This is a genomic window from Thioalkalivibrio sp. ALE9, from assembly GCF_000377445.1.
Lineage (GTDB): Bacteria > Pseudomonadota > Gammaproteobacteria > Ectothiorhodospirales > Ectothiorhodospiraceae > Thioalkalivibrio.
This window is the reverse complement of the sequence record NZ_KB898125.1, coordinates 156789-172325: the sequence shown is the minus strand read 5'-3', so window position 1 is coordinate 172325 and position 15537 is coordinate 156789. Positions and strand designations below refer to the sequence as shown.

General features: G+C 69.4%; 16 protein-coding genes. 10 read left to right on the top strand and 6 right to left on the bottom strand.

Annotated elements, in window-relative coordinates:
- The first annotated feature begins 5 nt into the window (after positions 1-5).
- The 4 genes from D106_RS0107730 to D106_RS0107715 all read left to right on the top strand — a co-directional run bounded on the left by D106_RS0107730 (position 6) and on the right by D106_RS0107715 (position 3869).
- Positions 6-398, top strand: a complete 393-nt coding sequence (locus D106_RS0107730; protein ID WP_018876895.1) for a PH domain-containing protein — start codon at positions 6-8, stop codon at positions 396-398.
- On the top strand, positions 395-718 hold the full coding sequence (locus tag D106_RS0107725) for a hypothetical protein (RefSeq protein WP_018878480.1): 324 nt from the start codon (positions 395-397) through the stop codon (positions 716-718). Before D106_RS0107730 ends, D106_RS0107725 begins: the two co-directional genes overlap by 4 nt.
- Before the next feature lie 57 nt (positions 719-775).
- On the top strand, positions 776-2329 hold the full coding sequence (locus tag D106_RS0107720; RefSeq protein ID WP_018879717.1) for a bifunctional GNAT family N-acetyltransferase/carbon-nitrogen hydrolase family protein: 1554 nt from the start codon (positions 776-778) through the stop codon (positions 2327-2329).
- A 172-nt stretch (positions 2330-2501) separates the two neighbouring features.
- Positions 2502-3869 carry a response regulator gene (locus D106_RS0107715; protein ID WP_018879716.1) on the top strand — a complete coding sequence of 456 codons (1368 nt, stop codon included), beginning with the start codon at positions 2502-2504 and terminating at the stop codon, positions 3867-3869.
- A gap of 81 nt (positions 3870-3950) precedes the next feature.
- On the opposite strand, the gene D106_RS0107710 is transcribed toward D106_RS0107715, so the two are convergent.
- A complete protein-coding gene (locus tag D106_RS0107710) occupies positions 3951-4748 on the bottom strand; it encodes a dienelactone hydrolase family protein (protein WP_018866723.1) in 798 nt (265 codons plus the stop codon).
- A 194-nt stretch (positions 4749-4942) separates the two neighbouring features.
- Between D106_RS0107710 and D106_RS0107705 the strand changes: the two genes are divergently transcribed.
- From D106_RS0107705 to D106_RS0107690, 4 genes are read left to right on the top strand one after another with little or no spacing between them, the layout of a single operon-like run.
- Positions 4943-5839: an HDOD domain-containing protein gene (locus tag D106_RS0107705; RefSeq protein WP_018866724.1), complete on the top strand. Its 897-nt coding sequence runs from the start codon at positions 4943-4945 to the stop codon at positions 5837-5839.
- 44 nt (positions 5840-5883) lie between these two features.
- Positions 5884-6468: a Slp family lipoprotein gene (locus D106_RS0107700; protein WP_018879715.1), complete on the top strand. Its 585-nt coding sequence runs from the start codon at positions 5884-5886 to the stop codon at positions 6466-6468.
- A 2-nt stretch (positions 6469-6470) separates the two neighbouring features.
- Entirely contained in the window at positions 6471-6962 is a 492-nt protein-coding gene (locus tag D106_RS0107695) for a Slp family lipoprotein (protein ID WP_018879714.1), read from the top strand.
- 60 nt (positions 6963-7022) lie between these two features.
- Positions 7023-8021, top strand: a complete 999-nt coding sequence (locus D106_RS0107690) for a zinc-binding dehydrogenase (RefSeq protein ID WP_026280352.1) — start codon at positions 7023-7025, stop codon at positions 8019-8021.
- Between the two features lie 282 nt (positions 8022-8303).
- On the opposite strand, the gene D106_RS0107685 is transcribed toward D106_RS0107690, so the two are convergent.
- The 4 genes from D106_RS0107685 to D106_RS0107670 form a co-directional block, all read right to left on the bottom strand.
- Complete coding sequence (locus tag D106_RS0107685) at positions 8304-9518, bottom strand: TraB/GumN family protein (protein WP_018866728.1); 1215 nt, start codon at positions 9516-9518, stop codon at positions 8304-8306.
- A gap of 91 nt (positions 9519-9609) precedes the next feature.
- Positions 9610-10731, bottom strand: coding sequence for a hypothetical protein (locus D106_RS0107680; RefSeq protein WP_018866729.1), 1122 nt, complete (start codon positions 10729-10731; stop codon positions 9610-9612).
- Positions 10728-12122, bottom strand: a complete 1395-nt coding sequence (locus D106_RS0107675; protein WP_018879713.1) for an adenylate/guanylate cyclase domain-containing protein — start codon at positions 12120-12122, stop codon at positions 10728-10730. Before D106_RS0107675 ends, D106_RS0107680 begins: the two co-directional genes overlap by 4 nt.
- Positions 12119-12949 (bottom strand): inositol monophosphatase family protein, encoded by an 831-nt coding sequence (locus D106_RS0107670; RefSeq protein ID WP_018879712.1) that lies wholly within the window; start codon positions 12947-12949, stop codon positions 12119-12121. The genes D106_RS0107675 and D106_RS0107670 overlap by 4 nt, the downstream gene beginning before the upstream one ends.
- Before the next feature lie 96 nt (positions 12950-13045).
- Here D106_RS0107670 and D106_RS0107665 point away from each other — a divergent pair, with 96 nt between their 5' ends.
- Positions 13046-13402, top strand: a complete 357-nt coding sequence (locus tag D106_RS0107665) for a DUF3301 domain-containing protein (protein ID WP_018879711.1) — start codon at positions 13046-13048, stop codon at positions 13400-13402.
- A complete protein-coding gene (locus D106_RS0107660) occupies positions 13399-14352 on the top strand; it encodes a hydrogen peroxide-inducible genes activator (protein ID WP_018879710.1) in 954 nt (317 codons plus the stop codon). The genes D106_RS0107665 and D106_RS0107660 overlap by 4 nt, the downstream gene beginning before the upstream one ends.
- Positions 14353-14373: 21 nt before the next feature.
- Here the strand turns inward: D106_RS0107660 and D106_RS0107655 are convergent, their stop codons facing one another.
- A complete protein-coding gene (locus D106_RS0107655; RefSeq protein ID WP_018879709.1) occupies positions 14374-15297 on the bottom strand; it encodes a GGDEF domain-containing protein in 924 nt (307 codons plus the stop codon).
- Positions 15298-15537: the final 240 nt, after the last annotated feature.

The following is a 15537-nucleotide window of genomic DNA, read 5'->3' as shown; positions in this document are numbered from 1 at the left end:
CGTGCATGTCCGCCCGTGAACCCGCGATCGACGCCCGACCGGCGATGTTCCGCAATCACCCGTTCGGTTTCATCCTCAGCCTCGTACTGATCCCGGCTTTCGGACTCGGCCTGCTGATCCTGCTGTGGTGGTATCTGCAGACCCGCTCGGTTCGGCTGCGCATCGATGCCGACCAGGTGCATCTCGAGCGCGGTCTATTGTCGAAGTCGCATGTGGATCTGGATATCGGCCAGATCCGCACGGTGAAGGTGGACCAGAGCTTTTTCGACCGCATCTTCCGGGTGGGCCGAATCGCGGTGTACACCACTGGCGACAACCCGGAGTTCCGGGTCACCGGCATCCCCGACCCCAACCGCGTGCGCGAGTACGTGCGCGGTCGCCGCGAGGCCCTGGCATGAGCCGGAGCGATCGCTCCGACAGCCGCCTGGCGCTGCGCATCCTGCTGGGCACCTCGGCGCTGGTCGCCCTGCTGGTGGCCCTGCTGGTGCTGGCGGCGGCGGTCTCCCTGCCGGGGCTGTCGGACTGGGTGGCGCTGACCTTCGACGACGGTATGGGCCTGAAGAACGCCGCGCTGGTCGCGGCCATCGTGTCGGTCCTGATCTCGATCGTGTTTGCCCTGGCCGCCGGCGAGGGCCTGATCGGGGAGCTGCAGTTCATGATCCCCGGCTTTTTCCTGTTCTTCGTCTTCTTCTGGCTGATGCTGGCCTGGATCTTTTGATCCCGGCCGGTGCACCGTGCATCCTGCGTTTCCTTCTCAACCCCCGGAGCCCCGAGCGTGACGACCGACGCGGACAACGAATCCAATCCCCAGCACCACCTCACCCTGCGGCCGACCCGGATCGAGGACTACGAGGACATCCGCGAGATCATGGAGCGGGTCTACCACGACCTGGACGGCGCCTGGAGCGAGGCACAGTTCCGCTCCCAGGTGATGCGTTTTCCCGAGGGCCAGATCTGCATCGAGGACAACGGCAAGGTGGTGGCCGCGGCGATCAGCCTGATCGTCGAATACAAGCGCTTCGGCGATCACCACAACTACTGGCAGATCACCGGCAACGGCTTCCTGACCACCCATGACCCGGACGGCGACACGCTCTACGGCGTGGATATCTTCGTGCATCCGGACTATCGCGGGCTGCGCCTGGGGCGGCGGCTGTACGATGCGCGCAAGGAGCTGTGCGAGAAGCTGAACCTGCGGGCGATCGTCGCCGGCGGGCGCATCCCCGGCTACGAGCAGTACCGCGACGAGCTGACCCCGCAGCAGTACGTGCGCCGGGTGAAGAACCACGAGATCACCGATCCGATCCTGACCTTCCAGCTGGCGAACGACTTTCACGTCCGCAAGATCATCACCAACTACCTGCCGGACGACGAGAAGTCCGGGGCCTACGCCACCCTGATCGAGTGGCTCAACATCTACTACGAGGAGAAGGAGAAGCTGATCGGCGGTAGCCGCTCGGACGTGCGCATCGGCGTAGTCCAGTGGCAGATGCGCCCGACGGTGGATCTCGATGCCCTGTTCCAGCAGGTGGAGTACTTCGTGGATGCGGTCTCCGGCTACCGCGCGGATTGCGTGCTGTTCCCGGAATTCTTCAACGGCCCGCTGATGGGGGCGTTCAATCAGGACTACCCGGCCGAGGCCGTGCGCCGTCTGGCCGAATACACCGAGGCGGTGCGCGAGGAGATGGTGCGCCTGGCGCTGGCCTACAACATCAATATCGTGGCCGGGTCGATGCCCGAATACACCGAGGATGTGCTGCGCAATGTCTCCTACCTGTGCCGCCGCGACGGCACCTGGGACCGCCAGTACAAGGTCCACGTGACCCCCGACGAGGTCTCCTACTGGGGCCTGCAGGGGGGCGACGAGGTACACGTCTTCGATACCGACTTCGGCAAGATCGGCATCCTGATCTGCTACGACGTGGAATTCCCCGAACTGCCCCGGGTGATGGCCGATCATGGCCTGCAGATCCTGTTCGTCCCCTACTGGACCGACACCAAGAACGCCTACCTTCGGGTGCGGCGCTGTGCCCAGGCACGCGCCATCGAGAACGAGTGCTACGTGGTGATGTCCGGCTCGGTGGGCAACCTGCCCAAGGTCGAGAACATGGACATGCAGTATTCCCAGGCGGCGGTCTTCACCCCGTCCGACTTCGCCTTCCCGCATGATGCGGTGGCGGCGGAGGCGACCCCGAACACCGAGATGACCCTGATCGTCGATCTTGACCTGGACAACCTGAAGGAGCTGCGCAACCACGGCTCGGTGCGCAACCTGCGCGACCGCCGACGGGATCTCTACTCGGTCAAGTGGAAATCCAAGCCGGTGTAGCCCGCGCGGACAAAACGTGAACGCGTTCCGGTTGCCCGTTGGCTGCCACTGGCATCGGCGCGCCCGGCAACTTAGTCTTGTGCGTACAGGGAGGACCGGACTCGGCCAGAATGCGGCGGGTGACCGGGGTTCGCGCCGTCGCCAGGCGGGCGCCAGATAGTCAGGGGACAGCATGAGCGACCAGATTCCGGATCCGAAACGCACCGCGATTCTCGTGGTGGATGACTCCAAGGTCATCCGGGTCGCGTTGCAGCGTATCCTGCAGGACCAGCACACGGTCTACGAGGCCGCCGATGGCGAGCAGGCCCTGGAGCTGCTGCAGCAGTATCCGGATATCGGCCTGGTGCTGACCGATCTCTCGATGCCGGGGATCGACGGCCAGGATTTGCTGCTCCGTGTGCGTGATGGCATCGAGAATGTCCCTGCCGATCTCCCGGTGGCGATCGTGACCGGCCAGGAGAGCGACGAGGCCGCCAGCGACGAATGGCGTTCGCTGGGCGCCAGCGCCGTCCTGATGAAGCCGTTCGTGCCGACCCGTGTGCGCGAGGTGGTGGCCGAACTGCTGCCGCCGCCCCCGGAGCCCGCGAGCGCCGGCGCGGACACCGATCCCGCCGAGGCCGCGGCGCTGCGCGAAGAGGTCGAGCGCCTGCGTCGCGAGCTGATGCTGCGCCAGCAGTCCGCCAACGAGCGCGAGGCGCAGAAGGAACTGGAGCGCCTGCGCAATGCCCTGGGCGAGGCCCGCGATGAGTCCACGGCGGCCTTCCAGCGCGCCGAGGAACGCGAGCGCGAGATCGAGACCCTGCAGGCCCGGCTGGAGGAGACCGAGACGGCGCTGGCCGAGGCGCGGGCGCGCGACGAGGAGGCCGCGGCCGCCGGCGAGCAGGCCGAGGCCCGCGAGGCCGAACTGGCCACGCTGCGCGCGCGGGTCGAGGAGCTGGAGGCCGAGGAGGCCGGGGCACCCGCGGCGGCCAGCGAGGCGACCGAGCAACTGCGCAGCCGGGTGCGCGAACTGGAGGGCGAGAACGTTCGCCTGGATCATGACCTGGTCGAGCTGGAGCGCCAGCGCGACGCGGTGCAGAAAGAGCTGCAGGAGGCGCGTGCCGAGGCCGATCGCCTGCGCCGCGAGCGCAATCAGCAGTGCGAGCGGGCGGCCGCCGCGGAGAAGGCCCAGGCGGAGGCGGAGCAGCGCTGCGCGGACACCGGGGACTCGGCGGCGGATCTGGGCGAGCGCCTGGTAGCGCGCGAACAGGAACTGGCCGAGTCTCAGCAGCGCAATCAGGAGCTGCGTGGCCGTATCCGCGATCTGGAACACGCCCTGACCGGACACAGCACCACGGCGGCCGCAGAGCCCGAGCGCCCGGCCGATCCCGAGGGGTCGGTCAAGGCGGAGCCGGAGGACCGCCTGCGCGCGCCAGCGTCAGACACGCCGCACAGGCGTTCCGAGCGCCTGGGGCGCCGGCGCTGGTTCCGGGTGGCCTTCGTGGGAGTGCTGGCGGTTGTGGTCGCCCTGGGTGTGGCGATCTACCTGCGTGGATACTGACGTCGCCGGAGGGCCCGGCGATTCGATGAGTTGTTGGGAGGTGGCGGGCCCGGGTGACCCGGGGCCCGCCGGGGGCATTTCCTACTGGTGGCGGTCGCGCAGTACGCCCAGCAGATGGTTCCAGGAGTCGTGGTCCGCGCGGGCGTCATAGCCCACCGGCATGCCGAATTCCTCGGCAATGGCGTCGGCCCCGGGGTTGGTGAAGCTGTGCTTCACCCCGGAGAATTCCACCACGGTGTAGCGCGCCTCGGCATTCTGCATCTCGTCCTGGAAGCCGGCGATCTGTTCCGGCGGGATCATCGGATCCGCGGTGCCGGTGAAGCTGAGCAGTTCCGCCGTGACCTTGCCGGCCTCGGCCGGGTGCTCGGTCCCCAGGCCGCCGTGGAAGCTGGCCGCAATGTTCAGGTCCATCCCGGCGCGTGCAGCCTCCAGGGCCACAGTGCCACCGAAGCAGTAGCCGACCGCGGAGGGTGCGGCATCGGCCGCCGCATCATGCGCGCGCAGCCAGTCGTAGGCGGCCTGGAAACGGCCCAGCATCAGATCGCGGTTCTCGCGGATCTCGCCGGCGAATTCACCGGCGGTGGAGGGGTGGTCGGCCAGCTTGCCGCTGCCGTACATGTCCAGGGCGAAGGCCGTGTAGCCCTCGCGGGCGAGTTGCTCGGCGCGGTCGCGGGCGTAGTCGTTGTGGCCCCACCACTCGTGGATGACCAGGACCGCCGGATGCGGGCCGTCGCCTTCGGGGTAGGCGAGGTAGCCGGTCATCTCGTCACCGTCGTGGTCGTAAGCGACCTCTTCGGTCTGGATGCCGGCGAAGGCGAGGCCGGGCAGGAGTCCGGCCAGCAGGACGGCGAGCGGCGCGAAAGCGGGTTTGGCGAACATCGAACACCTCCTTGATCGTCGAATCGACTCTCGATAGACCCGGACCCTCGAGTATGGTTCGTTGCCCCGCCGGGTTACAACGATCGGGACAGCCGCTACAGTAGAGACGTCCGGGCCGTGTCAGCGCGCCGGCCCGGGAACAGGACGAGTGGGGCGAAGCGATCGGCGCTTCGCTCCGGCAAGAGGATCCATCCATGTCCGAGCGTTCCGCCAACGATTCCCTGGAGGCCCGGGTCCAGTCGGCCGACAAGCTGCTGGCGATGCCGCAGGTGGTATTCGAGGTCGCGCGTCTTCTGGAGGACGACAACGCGACCGCGGTCCAGATCGCGAACAGCCTGAGCCGCGACCCCGGCCTGGTGGCCCTGGTCCTGCGCATCGCCAATAGCCCCGCCTACGCCCCCGCGCGGACCATCGACTCGGTGGACCGCGCGATCGCGATGCTGGGGCGCGATGCCCTGCAGCGCCTGGTGGTGGCCAGTGCGATCACCCGCGCGACGGCCAGCATCCCCGATCAGGAACGCCTGCCGCTGGAGGTCTTCTGGCGGCATTCCGCCTACTGCGCGGTGATCGCGCGTCAGCTGGCGATGCGGGTGCTGCCACGCCAGGCCAGCGGGATCTTCCTGGCCGGTCTGCTGCATGACCTGGGCAAGCTGCTGCTGTTCTCGCAGTCGCCGGAATCGGCCCATCGGGCCTTCCTCTCCAGCCTGGATGTCGGCGACGGGCTCAGCCCGCAGGGCGCGGAACGTGCCCAGCTGGGGTTTGATCACGCGGAGCTGGGCGGGGCCCTGGCCGAGCACTGGGGACTGCCGGAGCTGCTGGTCGATTGCCTGGCCGGTCATCATCAGCCCATGCAGGCGCCGGAGCGCCACCGCACCGCCGTGATGCTGGTGCACCTGGCCAATACCGGCGCCCATCTGGCCGAGATCGACTCGCGCGACTGGGCCGACGCCCCACCGGTGGACCCGGCGGTCTGGGAGGCCCTGCACCTGGCCCCCGAGGTCCTGCTCTCCGCCGTGGAGGAGGCCCAGCACGAGGTGCTGGCGGTGCAGGACCTCTGCGATCCGGCGCACGACGCGGAGCCGCGCGCGTGAGAGCGTGGTGTGAACCCGCGCCGGCCTCCGGGGTCGGAAGCATTATGTCGATGTCCGCCTGTATCAACCCGGGTCTGCGCGTGTGGTTCGCGGCCGGCTTGCTGTTCCTGCTGGCGGGCTGCGCCGGGGTGCCGGCGACGCTGGCCCCGTTGCCGGCCGCGGCACCGGATCGCGAGCAGGTGCTCGCCGACCCCGAGGCGGTGAAGGGCGAGGTCGTGGTCTGGGGCGGAGTGATCGCGGCCATCGAGAACACCGACGGCGGCACCCGGCTGGAGGTGGTCGCCCGCGAACTGGATCGCCAGGGCCGCCCGCGGGAGGCTGACCGCTCCCCGGGGCGCTTTCGCGCGGTCAGCAGCGGGTTCCTGGACCCCCAGGTCTACGCCGAGGGCCGCGAGGTCACCGTACGCGGCGTCATCCAGGGCATCGAGGAAGGCAGTATCGGTGACTACGCCTATACCTTCGTGACCCTGCAGGCGGATGCGGTGTACCTGTGGCCGCGCCGGCCGCCGCCGTCCGAGCGGTATTATCGCGACCCGTTCTACGACCCCTTCTACGATCCGTTCTACAGCCCCTGGGGCCCGCGTTACGGGGTCTACGGGCGTTATCACCCGCATCCGTGGTACTGGTGAGTATGTCCCGATTCCGGTTTCCCCTGGCAGCCCTGCTGCTGCCCCTGTTCCTGATCGCCTGTGCCTCCGGCCCGCTGGAGGCGCCTGACGACCCGTCCGTGCAGGTCGAACCGCGGGCCGTCACGGCGGACAGCCTGCCCGCCGACGAGCAGGTCTGGGGCGGCGTGATCGCTCGGGTGGACAATCGCGCCGAGGCCACCTTCGTCGAGGTGGTTGGCTACCCACTGACTCGCCAGGAGCCGCAGACCCGGCAGTCCACCACCGGGCGCTTCCGCCTGCGGGTGGACGGTTTCGCTGACCCGGTGGACTATCGCGCCGGTCGCCGCATCACGGGCGTAGGCACGGTTACCGGCGTCGAGGAAGGGTGGATCGGTGAACTGGACTACGTCTTCCCGGTGCTGGATGCCCACTCGGTGCATCTGTGGCCGGAGCCCGACCCGCCGCGTTCATCCGGCGGCGTGCGCTTCGGCATCGGGATCGGTATCGGCCTGTAGCGCGGGACCGGGTCGTCCCGGCGCGCGGGCACAACCATTCGAATTTGTCTGGGAGGTTCCATGCGAGCAGTGGTGTTTGACGAACCCGGCACCGCCGAGGTCCTGCGCCTGGACGAGGTGGCGGAACCGGCGTTGACGGCCCCCGACCAGGTCCGTGTCCGGATGCTGGCCGCCGGCGTCAATCCGGTGGATACCAAGGTGCGCGGCGGCGGCATGATCGTCCCCGGCGCCCCCCGCAACACCCCCGGTTGCGATGGCGTCGGCATCGTCGAGGAATGCGGCAGCGCGGTACACCACGCGCGGCCGGGGCAACGTGTGGCCTTCTGTTTTGGCGGGGTCGGCGCCGATCCGGGTACCTACGCCGAGCAGGTGGTGGTGCCGGAGGCCGCGGTGGTCCCGGTGCCCTCGGCGGTGTCCGATATCCAGGCCGCGGCCCTGCCGCTGACCTGGCTGACCGCGTGGGAGGCCCTGTTCGAGCGGGCCGATCTGCAGCGCGGACAGAGTGTGCTGGTGCATGCGGCGGCCGGTGGCGTGGGCCAGATGGCGGTGCAGATCGCGCGTGCGGCTGGCGCCCGGGTGCTGGGGCTGGTGCGGCGCGACGAGGCCGCCGCCATTGTCACGGCCCTGGGCGTGGATGTCGCCGATCTGCGCAAGCCGGACGCCGGGGAGGCCATTCGCCGGTACACCGATGGCCAGGGCTTCGATGTCGTGCTGGATACCGTGGGGGGCGAGACCTTCCGCGAGGGCCTGGCCCAGGTGGCCTATGGCGGCGACCTGGTGACCCTGCTGGCACCCCCGGCGGATGTCGACTGGAACCCCGCGCGGTTGCGCAACCCGAGTATCAGCCTGGAACTGATGCTGACCCCGATGCTGGAGAACGATCGCCGGCGCCTGAAGCACCAGGGGACCCTCGTGGCCGAGGGCCTGGCCCGGCTGGCCAGCGGGCGGTTGCAGGTCAATGTCGAGGACACCCTGCCCCTGGCCGAGGCGGCCGAGGCCCACCGCCGCATCGAGGCCGGCGGCCGCCGCGGCAAACTCGTCCTGCGCATCCCCGAGTAGGTGTTGGATTTACCACGAAGCACACGAAGGCACGAAGAAAGACAAAGGGCGGATTAACCACGGAGGGCACAGAGTTCACGGAGAAAGGACCGGTGCTTTCAGCTGCGTTGGTTCGGTTCCGCTGTGAGTCTTATGTCCGGTGACCGGCCGCCCTCCAGAGGGCGTTCTCAACCCAAGTAATGCCTTTCTCCGTGTCCTCTGTGCCCTCTGTGGTGCAAGCGCCCTTGACCTTGCCCTTCTTCGTGCCTTCGTGCCCTTCGTGGTGAGATGAATCAGCCCTTGCTAGCCGCCGAAGAGGTGGCTGAAGACGCGGGCGCCGCCGATGTAGGTGCCGGCGGCGGAGCCCAGGGTCGTCAGCAGGAAGACCAGCAGCACGCGCGAGACGCGGTTGCGCCACCAGCCGCGCGGGGTGGTGGTGTCCTGGCGCAGGCTGGCGAAGTCGGAGACCCGGGGCTTGCGCAGGAACAGCTCGGCCGCCGCCGCGACAAAGCCCACCCCGATGGTGGGGTTCAGCGAGGTCAGCGGGGCGGCCAGGGCGGCGGTGAGCACGGTCAGTGGGTGGGCCAGCGCTACGATCGCGCCGATCGCCGCCAGGCCGCCATTGATCAGGACCCAGTCGGTGACCATCTGCACCCCGATGTCCGGGTTGCGCGAGAAGCCGATGGCGAAGCCGGCCAGGATGACCCCGATCACCACCCACGGGATGACCTTCGGCCAGCGCGCCTTGGGCGGGGCCTGGTCGAGCGCCTCGAGGATCGCGTCTGGCGGGGTCAGGTGATCCTCGGCCTGTTCGGCAATCCCGGGCAGGTGCCCGGCCCCGACCACCGCGAGGATGCGGCGGGTGTCCGGGTTGGCCGCGAGCCGGCGCAGGTGGGCGGCCATGTAGTGGTCGCGCTCCTCGATCAGCGTGCGGTAGAGATCCTCGGACTGCTCGGCAAACTCGCTGAAGGTGGACTCCAGCATGTCGCCTTCCTTGAGCCGCTCGATCTCCGATTCGTCGATCTTCTCGCGCGACAGCACCGAGCCGAACAGGCCGCCGATCAGCCCCATGCGCTCCCACCAGCGTACGGCGCGGTAGGTGCGGCGCAGGGTCAGGCCGATGTCGCGGTCGATCAGGGCCAGCGGCAGGCCGCGGTCCAGGGCGCCGTCCATCGCCGCGCGCATCTCGGCCCCCGGCTCGATGCCGTACTGGTCGGCCAGGCGTTGTTGATAGGCGCCCAGCGCCAGGCTGGCGGCGATCATCGGGGCCTGGCCCTTGCGCATCACGCTGAACAGGTCCATGCGGCCGATGGCATCGGGATCCAGCATGGCTCGCTGGCGGCTCTCGCACAGCTCGATGGCGACGCTGTCGAAGGCGCCGGTGTCCACCAGCGCGCGCACCTTGTCGGCGCTGGCGCGCGAGACGTGCGCGGTCCCCAGCACCACGACCTCGGTGTCGCCCAGCTGCAGGACGCGGTGGGGTTCGTCGGCGATCAGTTCCTGGACGGCGGGATTCATGCGTGGCGGGCTCTTGCTCCGGTGGGCGGGCGTATTCTACGGCGAATGCGTGCGGCCCGCAGCGCCGGAAGGGGGCGTTGCGGGGAGGTGGTCAGGGGGCCTCGGGTTCGGCTTGCGGCACGTCGGCGGGCGGGGTCGCCTCGTCGGTCGCGGGCAGGGGTTCCGGCACGCGCAGGCTCTCCAGGCGCTCGATTACCCGCAGGGCGCGCTCGTGGGCGGTGATCAGTCCGGCGTGGTCGGGGGCCAGGTCGAGCCCTTCCTGCCAGTGCTCCAGGGCCTCTTCGATGCGCCCGGCGGAGTAGTGCCCGCGCCCCGCTTCCAGCAGTTCCTCGGCGCGTGCGTCGCGGCGTTCGCGCCATTCCTCGCACAGCACGCGGTGCGCCCGCTGCGCGGCCTGGTCCGGGCCGGAGGCGTCGGCATCGGGGGTGATCTCGCTGCGGCACCAGCGCGCGGCCGTGGCCAGGTCGTCGGCCTCCAGGGCCTGGCGCAGGCGTGCGTTGATGGTGGAGCGCGGGACCTCGTCCTCGACCGCGGGGGCCTCGGCCTCGCGCAGTTCCTGCTCCAGTTCCGCGATGCGCCGCGCGCGTTCCGAGGCGGGTGCCAGGTTCTGGGCCAGGCGCAGCAGCTCCAGGCGTTCCTCACCCTCGGTATCCGCGGCGTAGCCGTCCAGCGACCGGGCCAGGGGGTCGCGGCGCTGGGCCAGGCGGTCGGGATCGTCCGGCAGCTGTTCGCTGCGCCGCACCAGCGGACGCATCACCTCCAGCAGGCGCAGCTGCTGGACCAGGGCGCGGGCCTCGAGGATGTCGTGGCGTTGTTCCAGGGTCTGCAGGCCGACTTGCCGCTGGCGCTCGAGTTGCTCGATGTACTGGCGCCGTTCGCTGGCGGGCGGCAGCTTCTGCTCGGCGTCCTCGAGGATCTCCAGGGCGCGGGCCACGGCGCCCTCGGCCGAGGCGGCGCGCGCCTCGTCCATGGCCGCGGCCGCGGCGGTCTCGGCCGCGCGCTCGATTTCCTCACGGCGCTCGGTCCATTCCGCTTGCGGTTCCGGCTCGTGCTGCTCGATCAGCTCCAGGGCGCGCTGGTAGTCGCCGGCCTCCAGCGCGCGCTCGATGCGCTGCTCCGGCGGGGCGAAGGGGTCCAGGGCCGCGCAGCCCTGGACCAGCAGGACCGCCAGCAGGATGCCCGCGAGCGGGAGGAGGCCGCCGCGTGTGGTCATGCGCGGTCCAGGACCCGGGTGACCGGAACGGCCTCGCTGACGCCGTGCAGCTCGTGGGTGCCCCAGTCTTCGGTGCGGAAGTGTCCCTTCACCTGCTCGTGCTCCATGAATGCGGCGGTCGTGACCAGCCCGCCGGGGGGCGCGACCGTGACCAGGCGGGCGGCCAGGTTGACGGTGTCGCCGACTACGGTGAACTGCATGCGGTCCTCGGCCCCCATGTTGCCGGCCAGCATCTCGCCGGCGTTCAGGCCGATACGGAATTCCACCCGGGGCTCGCCCCGACGTTCGCGCTCGGCATTGATCGAGGCGACGGTTTCCAGCAGGGCCAGGCCGGTCTGCACAGCGGTCAGACGGTGGTTGCCGGCGTCCGTCCCGAGGCCGAAGACCGCCATGGTACAGTCGCCCATGTACTTGTCCACCGTGCCTCCGTGACGGGCAATGCATTCCGACATCGGGCCGAAGAATTCGTTGAGCATCCGGCCCAGGGCCTCCGGGCTGCAGCGCTCTGACAGCGCCGTATAGCCCTGGATGTCGGCAAACAGGACCGAGCCCTCCACCGCGCGCCCGCCCAGCTCGACCCGGTCCAGGTTCTCCAGGATGTCCTGGGCGATGGCGTCCGATACGTAGCGGCGCAGGGCGGCCTCGACCTGGTCCTTGCGCAGCAGGTCGCGCGCCATGTCGTTGAAGGCATCGGTCAGCTGGGCGATCTCGTCCTGGCGCACCATGGGCAGGGGGTTGCCCTCGGCGTCCATCGGCCGGAAGCGCGAGCGCATGCTCTCGGCCAGGCGTTCCAGCGGCCGCACCAGGCGCTTGCTGATGTCGATCGCCAGCAGCAGGCTCAGCAGGAAGACCCCGATGGCCGTGGCAATCCCGGCATTCAGGGTGTTGCGGATGAGTTCCTGCATGGGCGAGGTGTCGATATAGGCCTCGATGTAGCCCACCTGCACATCCTGGAAGAGGACCTCGCGGCGGTACGGTTCCACCGTGGGCGCCAGGGGCCACACGCCGTCGGTGAGAGACTGCTCCGGCGGGGTTCCGGCACGCGCGACCTGGCCGCGATCGATCGCGTAGGCGGCGATGGATTCGACCCGCCCCTCCTCCACCAGCGAGTTCAGCAGGGTCTCCAGGGTCAGGTAGTCCTCCGCCAGCATCAACTCGGCCGAAGTGCGCGCGACCGGCGCCACCGTGATCTCGGCCTGGGCGCGAATCTGGTTGTCCAGCACATTGCTGACCTGGTTCAGCACCACGGCCGACAGGGTCACGATCCCGGCCAGCGTAAGCCCGGCGATGGCCGCCACGATCTTCCATGCGATCGGCAGATAGCGGGGCGTGAAGTCGGCCCCGCCGACATTCAGGCGGGGGCTGACACCGCGCTTGCGCCGCCCGATCACGAGGCATCCTCGCGTGGTGCGAGCCAGGGGGCCAGCCAGGCCCGCCAGTCGGCGAGCAGGGCGGAGGAGCGGGCCGCTACCGCGGAACGCTTGGCCAGGGAGCGACCGAACACCGGGCGGCCCCCGAGGTCGCACATGGCCCCGCCCGCGCGGGCGAGCATCAGTCCGCCGGCCGCGCTGTCCCAGGGGGCCTGTCCGCCATGCAGGTACAGATCGGCGCGCCCGGCCGCCAGCCAGGCCCACTCCAGGGCGCAGGCCCCGAGGTTGCGTTGCGACCGGAACGGGGCATGGCTGGCCAGTTCGCGCGCCAGTGGGGCGTCCAGCCGCTTGTAGTCGACCAGGGCGATGGCGCGTTTCAGCTCCGGGACCGGCGGCCGCCGGGCCGCCGGCGGGGCGGCGGCGTTGAGCTCCAGCGCGGTGTTCTCGGTCGCGGTGAACAGTTCGTCGCGGACCGGGTCGTAGGTCGCCCCGTGGGTGACCCGGTCGCCTGCAATGCGGGCGATGGAGATGGCGAAGAAGGGCATGCCGCCGGCGAAATTGGAGGTGCCGTCGAGCGGGTCCACCAGCCAGAAGGCCGGGGCGGTCTCCAGGACCTGTGCCTGTTCCGCGCGCGCCTGCTCCTCGCTCAACACCGGTTCGCGCTGCCCGTGCAGTCGCAGCAGCTCGCGCACCCGGGCGTCCACCGCGTGGTCGGCCTCGGTGATCACGCTGCCGTCGGCCTTGTAGTCCACGTCGATGCCGGCTTCGAAGCGCGGCAGGAGTTCTTGCTGTCCGATGACGCGCAGACCCCGGGCGAGATCGGAAAAGGGGATGGAGGTGGCAGTCATGCAGCCCTGGCAACGCCGATTGCGGAGTGAGTGAGCCGGATGCGGCCCGGTCGGCCCGGGCGAACTCGGCTACGAATGTGCTTATCATACCGGTCCATGACCGGCTTGATCATAATCCTCGCCCTGGCACTGGTCGCGTTCTACGTGAATGACACCTGGCGGGCCAACGAACGGGCCCGTCGGGTGGGGCGCCAGGCATGCGAGCGGGCGGGGGTTCAGCTACTGGATGCGACCGTCGTGCGCATCGGTCAGCGCCTCACATGGGGCGAGCGCGGCCTGGCCCTGGAGCGGCGCTATCGCTTCGAATTCTCCGCCGACGGGGCGGGTCGCCACCCCGGCGAGATCTCGCTGGAAGGCCGGCAACTGAAGCGTGTGACCCTCGACTGGCCGGATGGCGGGCGGGAGTTCCAGGGGCCGGAGCGCGACGACCCGAGCGCGGGTGGCGCGGCGTGACGCTCAACGAACTGCGTTATGTGGTGGCCGTCGCCGATGCCCGTCACTTCGGGCATGCGGCCGAGGCCTGTCATGTCAGCCAGCCGTCGCTGTCGGTCGCGGTGCGCAAGTTCGAGGAGGAGCTGGGGGTCACGCTGTTCGAGCGCGGCCGGGGCGAGGTCACCGTGACGCCGGCGGGCGAACAGGTCCTCGCGCAGGCGCGGCGCGTGCTGGCAGAGGTGGAGCAGTTGCGTTCGGTTGCGGTGCAGAGCCAGGACCAGCTGTCCGGCCCCCTGCGGCTGGGGGCGATCTACACCATCGGGCCTTACCTGCTGCCGGAGCTGATCCCGGCGCTGCGCGAACGTGCCCCGAACATGCCCCTGGTGATCGAGGAGAACTACACCGGCCGGCTGCGTGAACGGCTCAAGCAGGGCGAGCTGGACGCGATCATCATCTCGCTGCCGTTCGAGGAGCCTGGGGTGGTGACCCTGCCCCTGTACGACGAGCCATTCATGGCCGTGCTGCCGGCGGCGCACCCGCTGAAGGACAAGGATCCGCTGCGTCTGGAGGATATGGCCGATGCCACGCTGCTGATGCTGGGCGCGGGCCATTGCTTCCGTGACCAGGTGCTGGAGCGCTGCCCGGACTGCCAGCGGACCGTAACCGCGGACGGCAGTACGCCACGCAACCTCGAGGGCTCCTCGCTGGAAACGATCCGCCACATGGTGGCCTCGGGGATGGGGGTCACCATTCTGCCGTGTACGGCGGTGGGGGCGGATCGCTATGCCCAGCGCCTGCTGGCCGTGCGGCGTTTCGAGGATCCGGCCCCCAGCCGCCGGGTGGCCCTGGCCTGGCGCGCCAGTTTTCCGCGCCCGGAGGCCATCGAGGCCCTGCGCCGGGCGGTGTTGTCGACCCCCCTGACCTGCGTCGATTTCATCCAGCCCGGCTCGGGTCAGGGCAACCCGGATTGACCCGCCCGCGGCGGGCGGATGTCAGTTGCCGGCCAGTACGCGGTTGCGGCCGGCCTGCTTGGCGGCGTACAGGGCCTCGTCGGCGGCTTGGTAGGCCGACTGCAGAGTGGTATTGGGCCCGATGCCGGCCACGCCGATGCTGGCGGTCACCTTGACCGCGCCATCGCTCTCGAGCGTGGACTGGTCGCCTGCCGTGGCGGCGGTTCGCAGCGCGCCAATGGCCAGGCGGATGCGCTCGGCGCATTCCATCGCACGGCTCAGGTCGGCACCGGGCAGGACCGCCAGGAACTCCTCGCCGCCCATGCGCACGCACAGGTCGGATTCCCGGGTGGTGCTGCGCAGGGTCTGCGCGACCAGACGCAGGATGTCGTCCCCCACGCTGTGGCCGTATTCGTCGTTGATCTGCTTGAAGTGATCGAGATCGATGGCCAGCACCGACAAGGGCCGCCCCTGGCGGCGGCAGTCGGCCAGCCAGCGGGCGCCCTGTTTCTCGAATGCGCGGCGGTTGCCCAGGCCGGTCAGCTCGTCGGCCTCCAGGTTCTCGTTCAGGCGCTTGAAGCGCAGGGCATTGGCAAGCGCCGGAGCGGCCAGGCCCAGCAGGGCCTCGATCAGTTGTTGTTCGTCGTCGCTGAAGCGGCGCCCGCGCATCAGGATCAGCGAGCCCATGGTTTCGCCGTTCGCGCTCATCCCGTATTCGATGCGATGGCGATCCTCGTCGCCGCCGGACCAGGTCTCGTCGCTTTCCTGCAGGATGAAGAACCAGCCGCTGTGGTGAACCTGGGCATGCAGGTGTTCCTGCAGACGGGCGAGGACCGTGCCCAGCTCCAGGCTGGATGACAGCGACTGGACAAACGCCAGGGCGTCAAAGGGGGTGCCGGCATCGCCGGTGGTCTTGCCCTTGGCGGATACCAGTCGCAGGTTGTGGGCGTTCCCGTCGCGGTTCATGGCTGTCTCGCTCGCAAAGATCCTGGGGTCGAAGGTAATGCGAGATCCATGCCATCGATCAAAACAATCGTCGAAACAGTGACTTGTTTGTCCTTTTGGTGTGCGAAAGACGGAATTCCGTCGGATTTTTGCCGCTTCCGGCAGGTGATGGCCGCCCGGACCGGCAAGGGGCGGCAATATCCTGACGCTAGGCGCCTCTCGGATTTGGGCGATCGTCGCGAGCGTTGTGGGAGATCAGTC

Bases quoted from the DNA above. Each gene is read 5' to 3' on its own strand.
- D106_RS0107665 (WP_018879711.1), top strand. From the start codon at position 13,046: ATGACCGGCTTGATCATAATCCTCGCCCTGGCACTGGTCGCGTTCTAC.
- D106_RS0107705 (WP_018866724.1), top strand. From the start codon at position 4,943: ATGTCCGAGCGTTCCGCCAACGATTCCCTGGAGGCCCGGGTCCAGTCG.
- D106_RS0107690 (WP_026280352.1), top strand. From the start codon at position 7,023: ATGCGAGCAGTGGTGTTTGACGAACCCGGCACCGCCGAGGTCCTGCGC.
- D106_RS0107715 (WP_018879716.1), top strand. From the start codon at position 2,502: ATGAGCGACCAGATTCCGGATCCGAAACGCACCGCGATTCTCGTGGTG.
- D106_RS0107700 (WP_018879715.1), top strand. From the start codon at position 5,884: ATGTCGATGTCCGCCTGTATCAACCCGGGTCTGCGCGTGTGGTTCGCG.
- D106_RS0107710 (WP_018866723.1), bottom strand. From the start codon at position 4,748: ATGTTCGCCAAACCCGCTTTCGCGCCGCTCGCCGTCCTGCTGGCCGGA.
- D106_RS0107685 (WP_018866728.1), bottom strand. From the start codon at position 9,518: ATGAATCCCGCCGTCCAGGAACTGATCGCCGACGAACCCCACCGCGTC.
- D106_RS0107680 (WP_018866729.1), bottom strand. From the start codon at position 10,731: ATGACCACACGCGGCGGCCTCCTCCCGCTCGCGGGCATCCTGCTGGCG.
- D106_RS0107655 (WP_018879709.1), bottom strand. From the start codon at position 15,297: ATGAACCGCGACGGGAACGCCCACAACCTGCGACTGGTATCCGCCAAG.
- D106_RS0107730 (WP_018876895.1), top strand. From the start codon at position 6: ATGTCCGCCCGTGAACCCGCGATCGACGCCCGACCGGCGATGTTCCGC.
- D106_RS0107695 (WP_018879714.1), top strand. From the start codon at position 6,471: ATGTCCCGATTCCGGTTTCCCCTGGCAGCCCTGCTGCTGCCCCTGTTC.
- D106_RS0107670 (WP_018879712.1), bottom strand. From the start codon at position 12,949: ATGACTGCCACCTCCATCCCCTTTTCCGATCTCGCCCGGGGTCTGCGC.
- D106_RS0107725 (WP_018878480.1), top strand. From the start codon at position 395: ATGAGCCGGAGCGATCGCTCCGACAGCCGCCTGGCGCTGCGCATCCTG.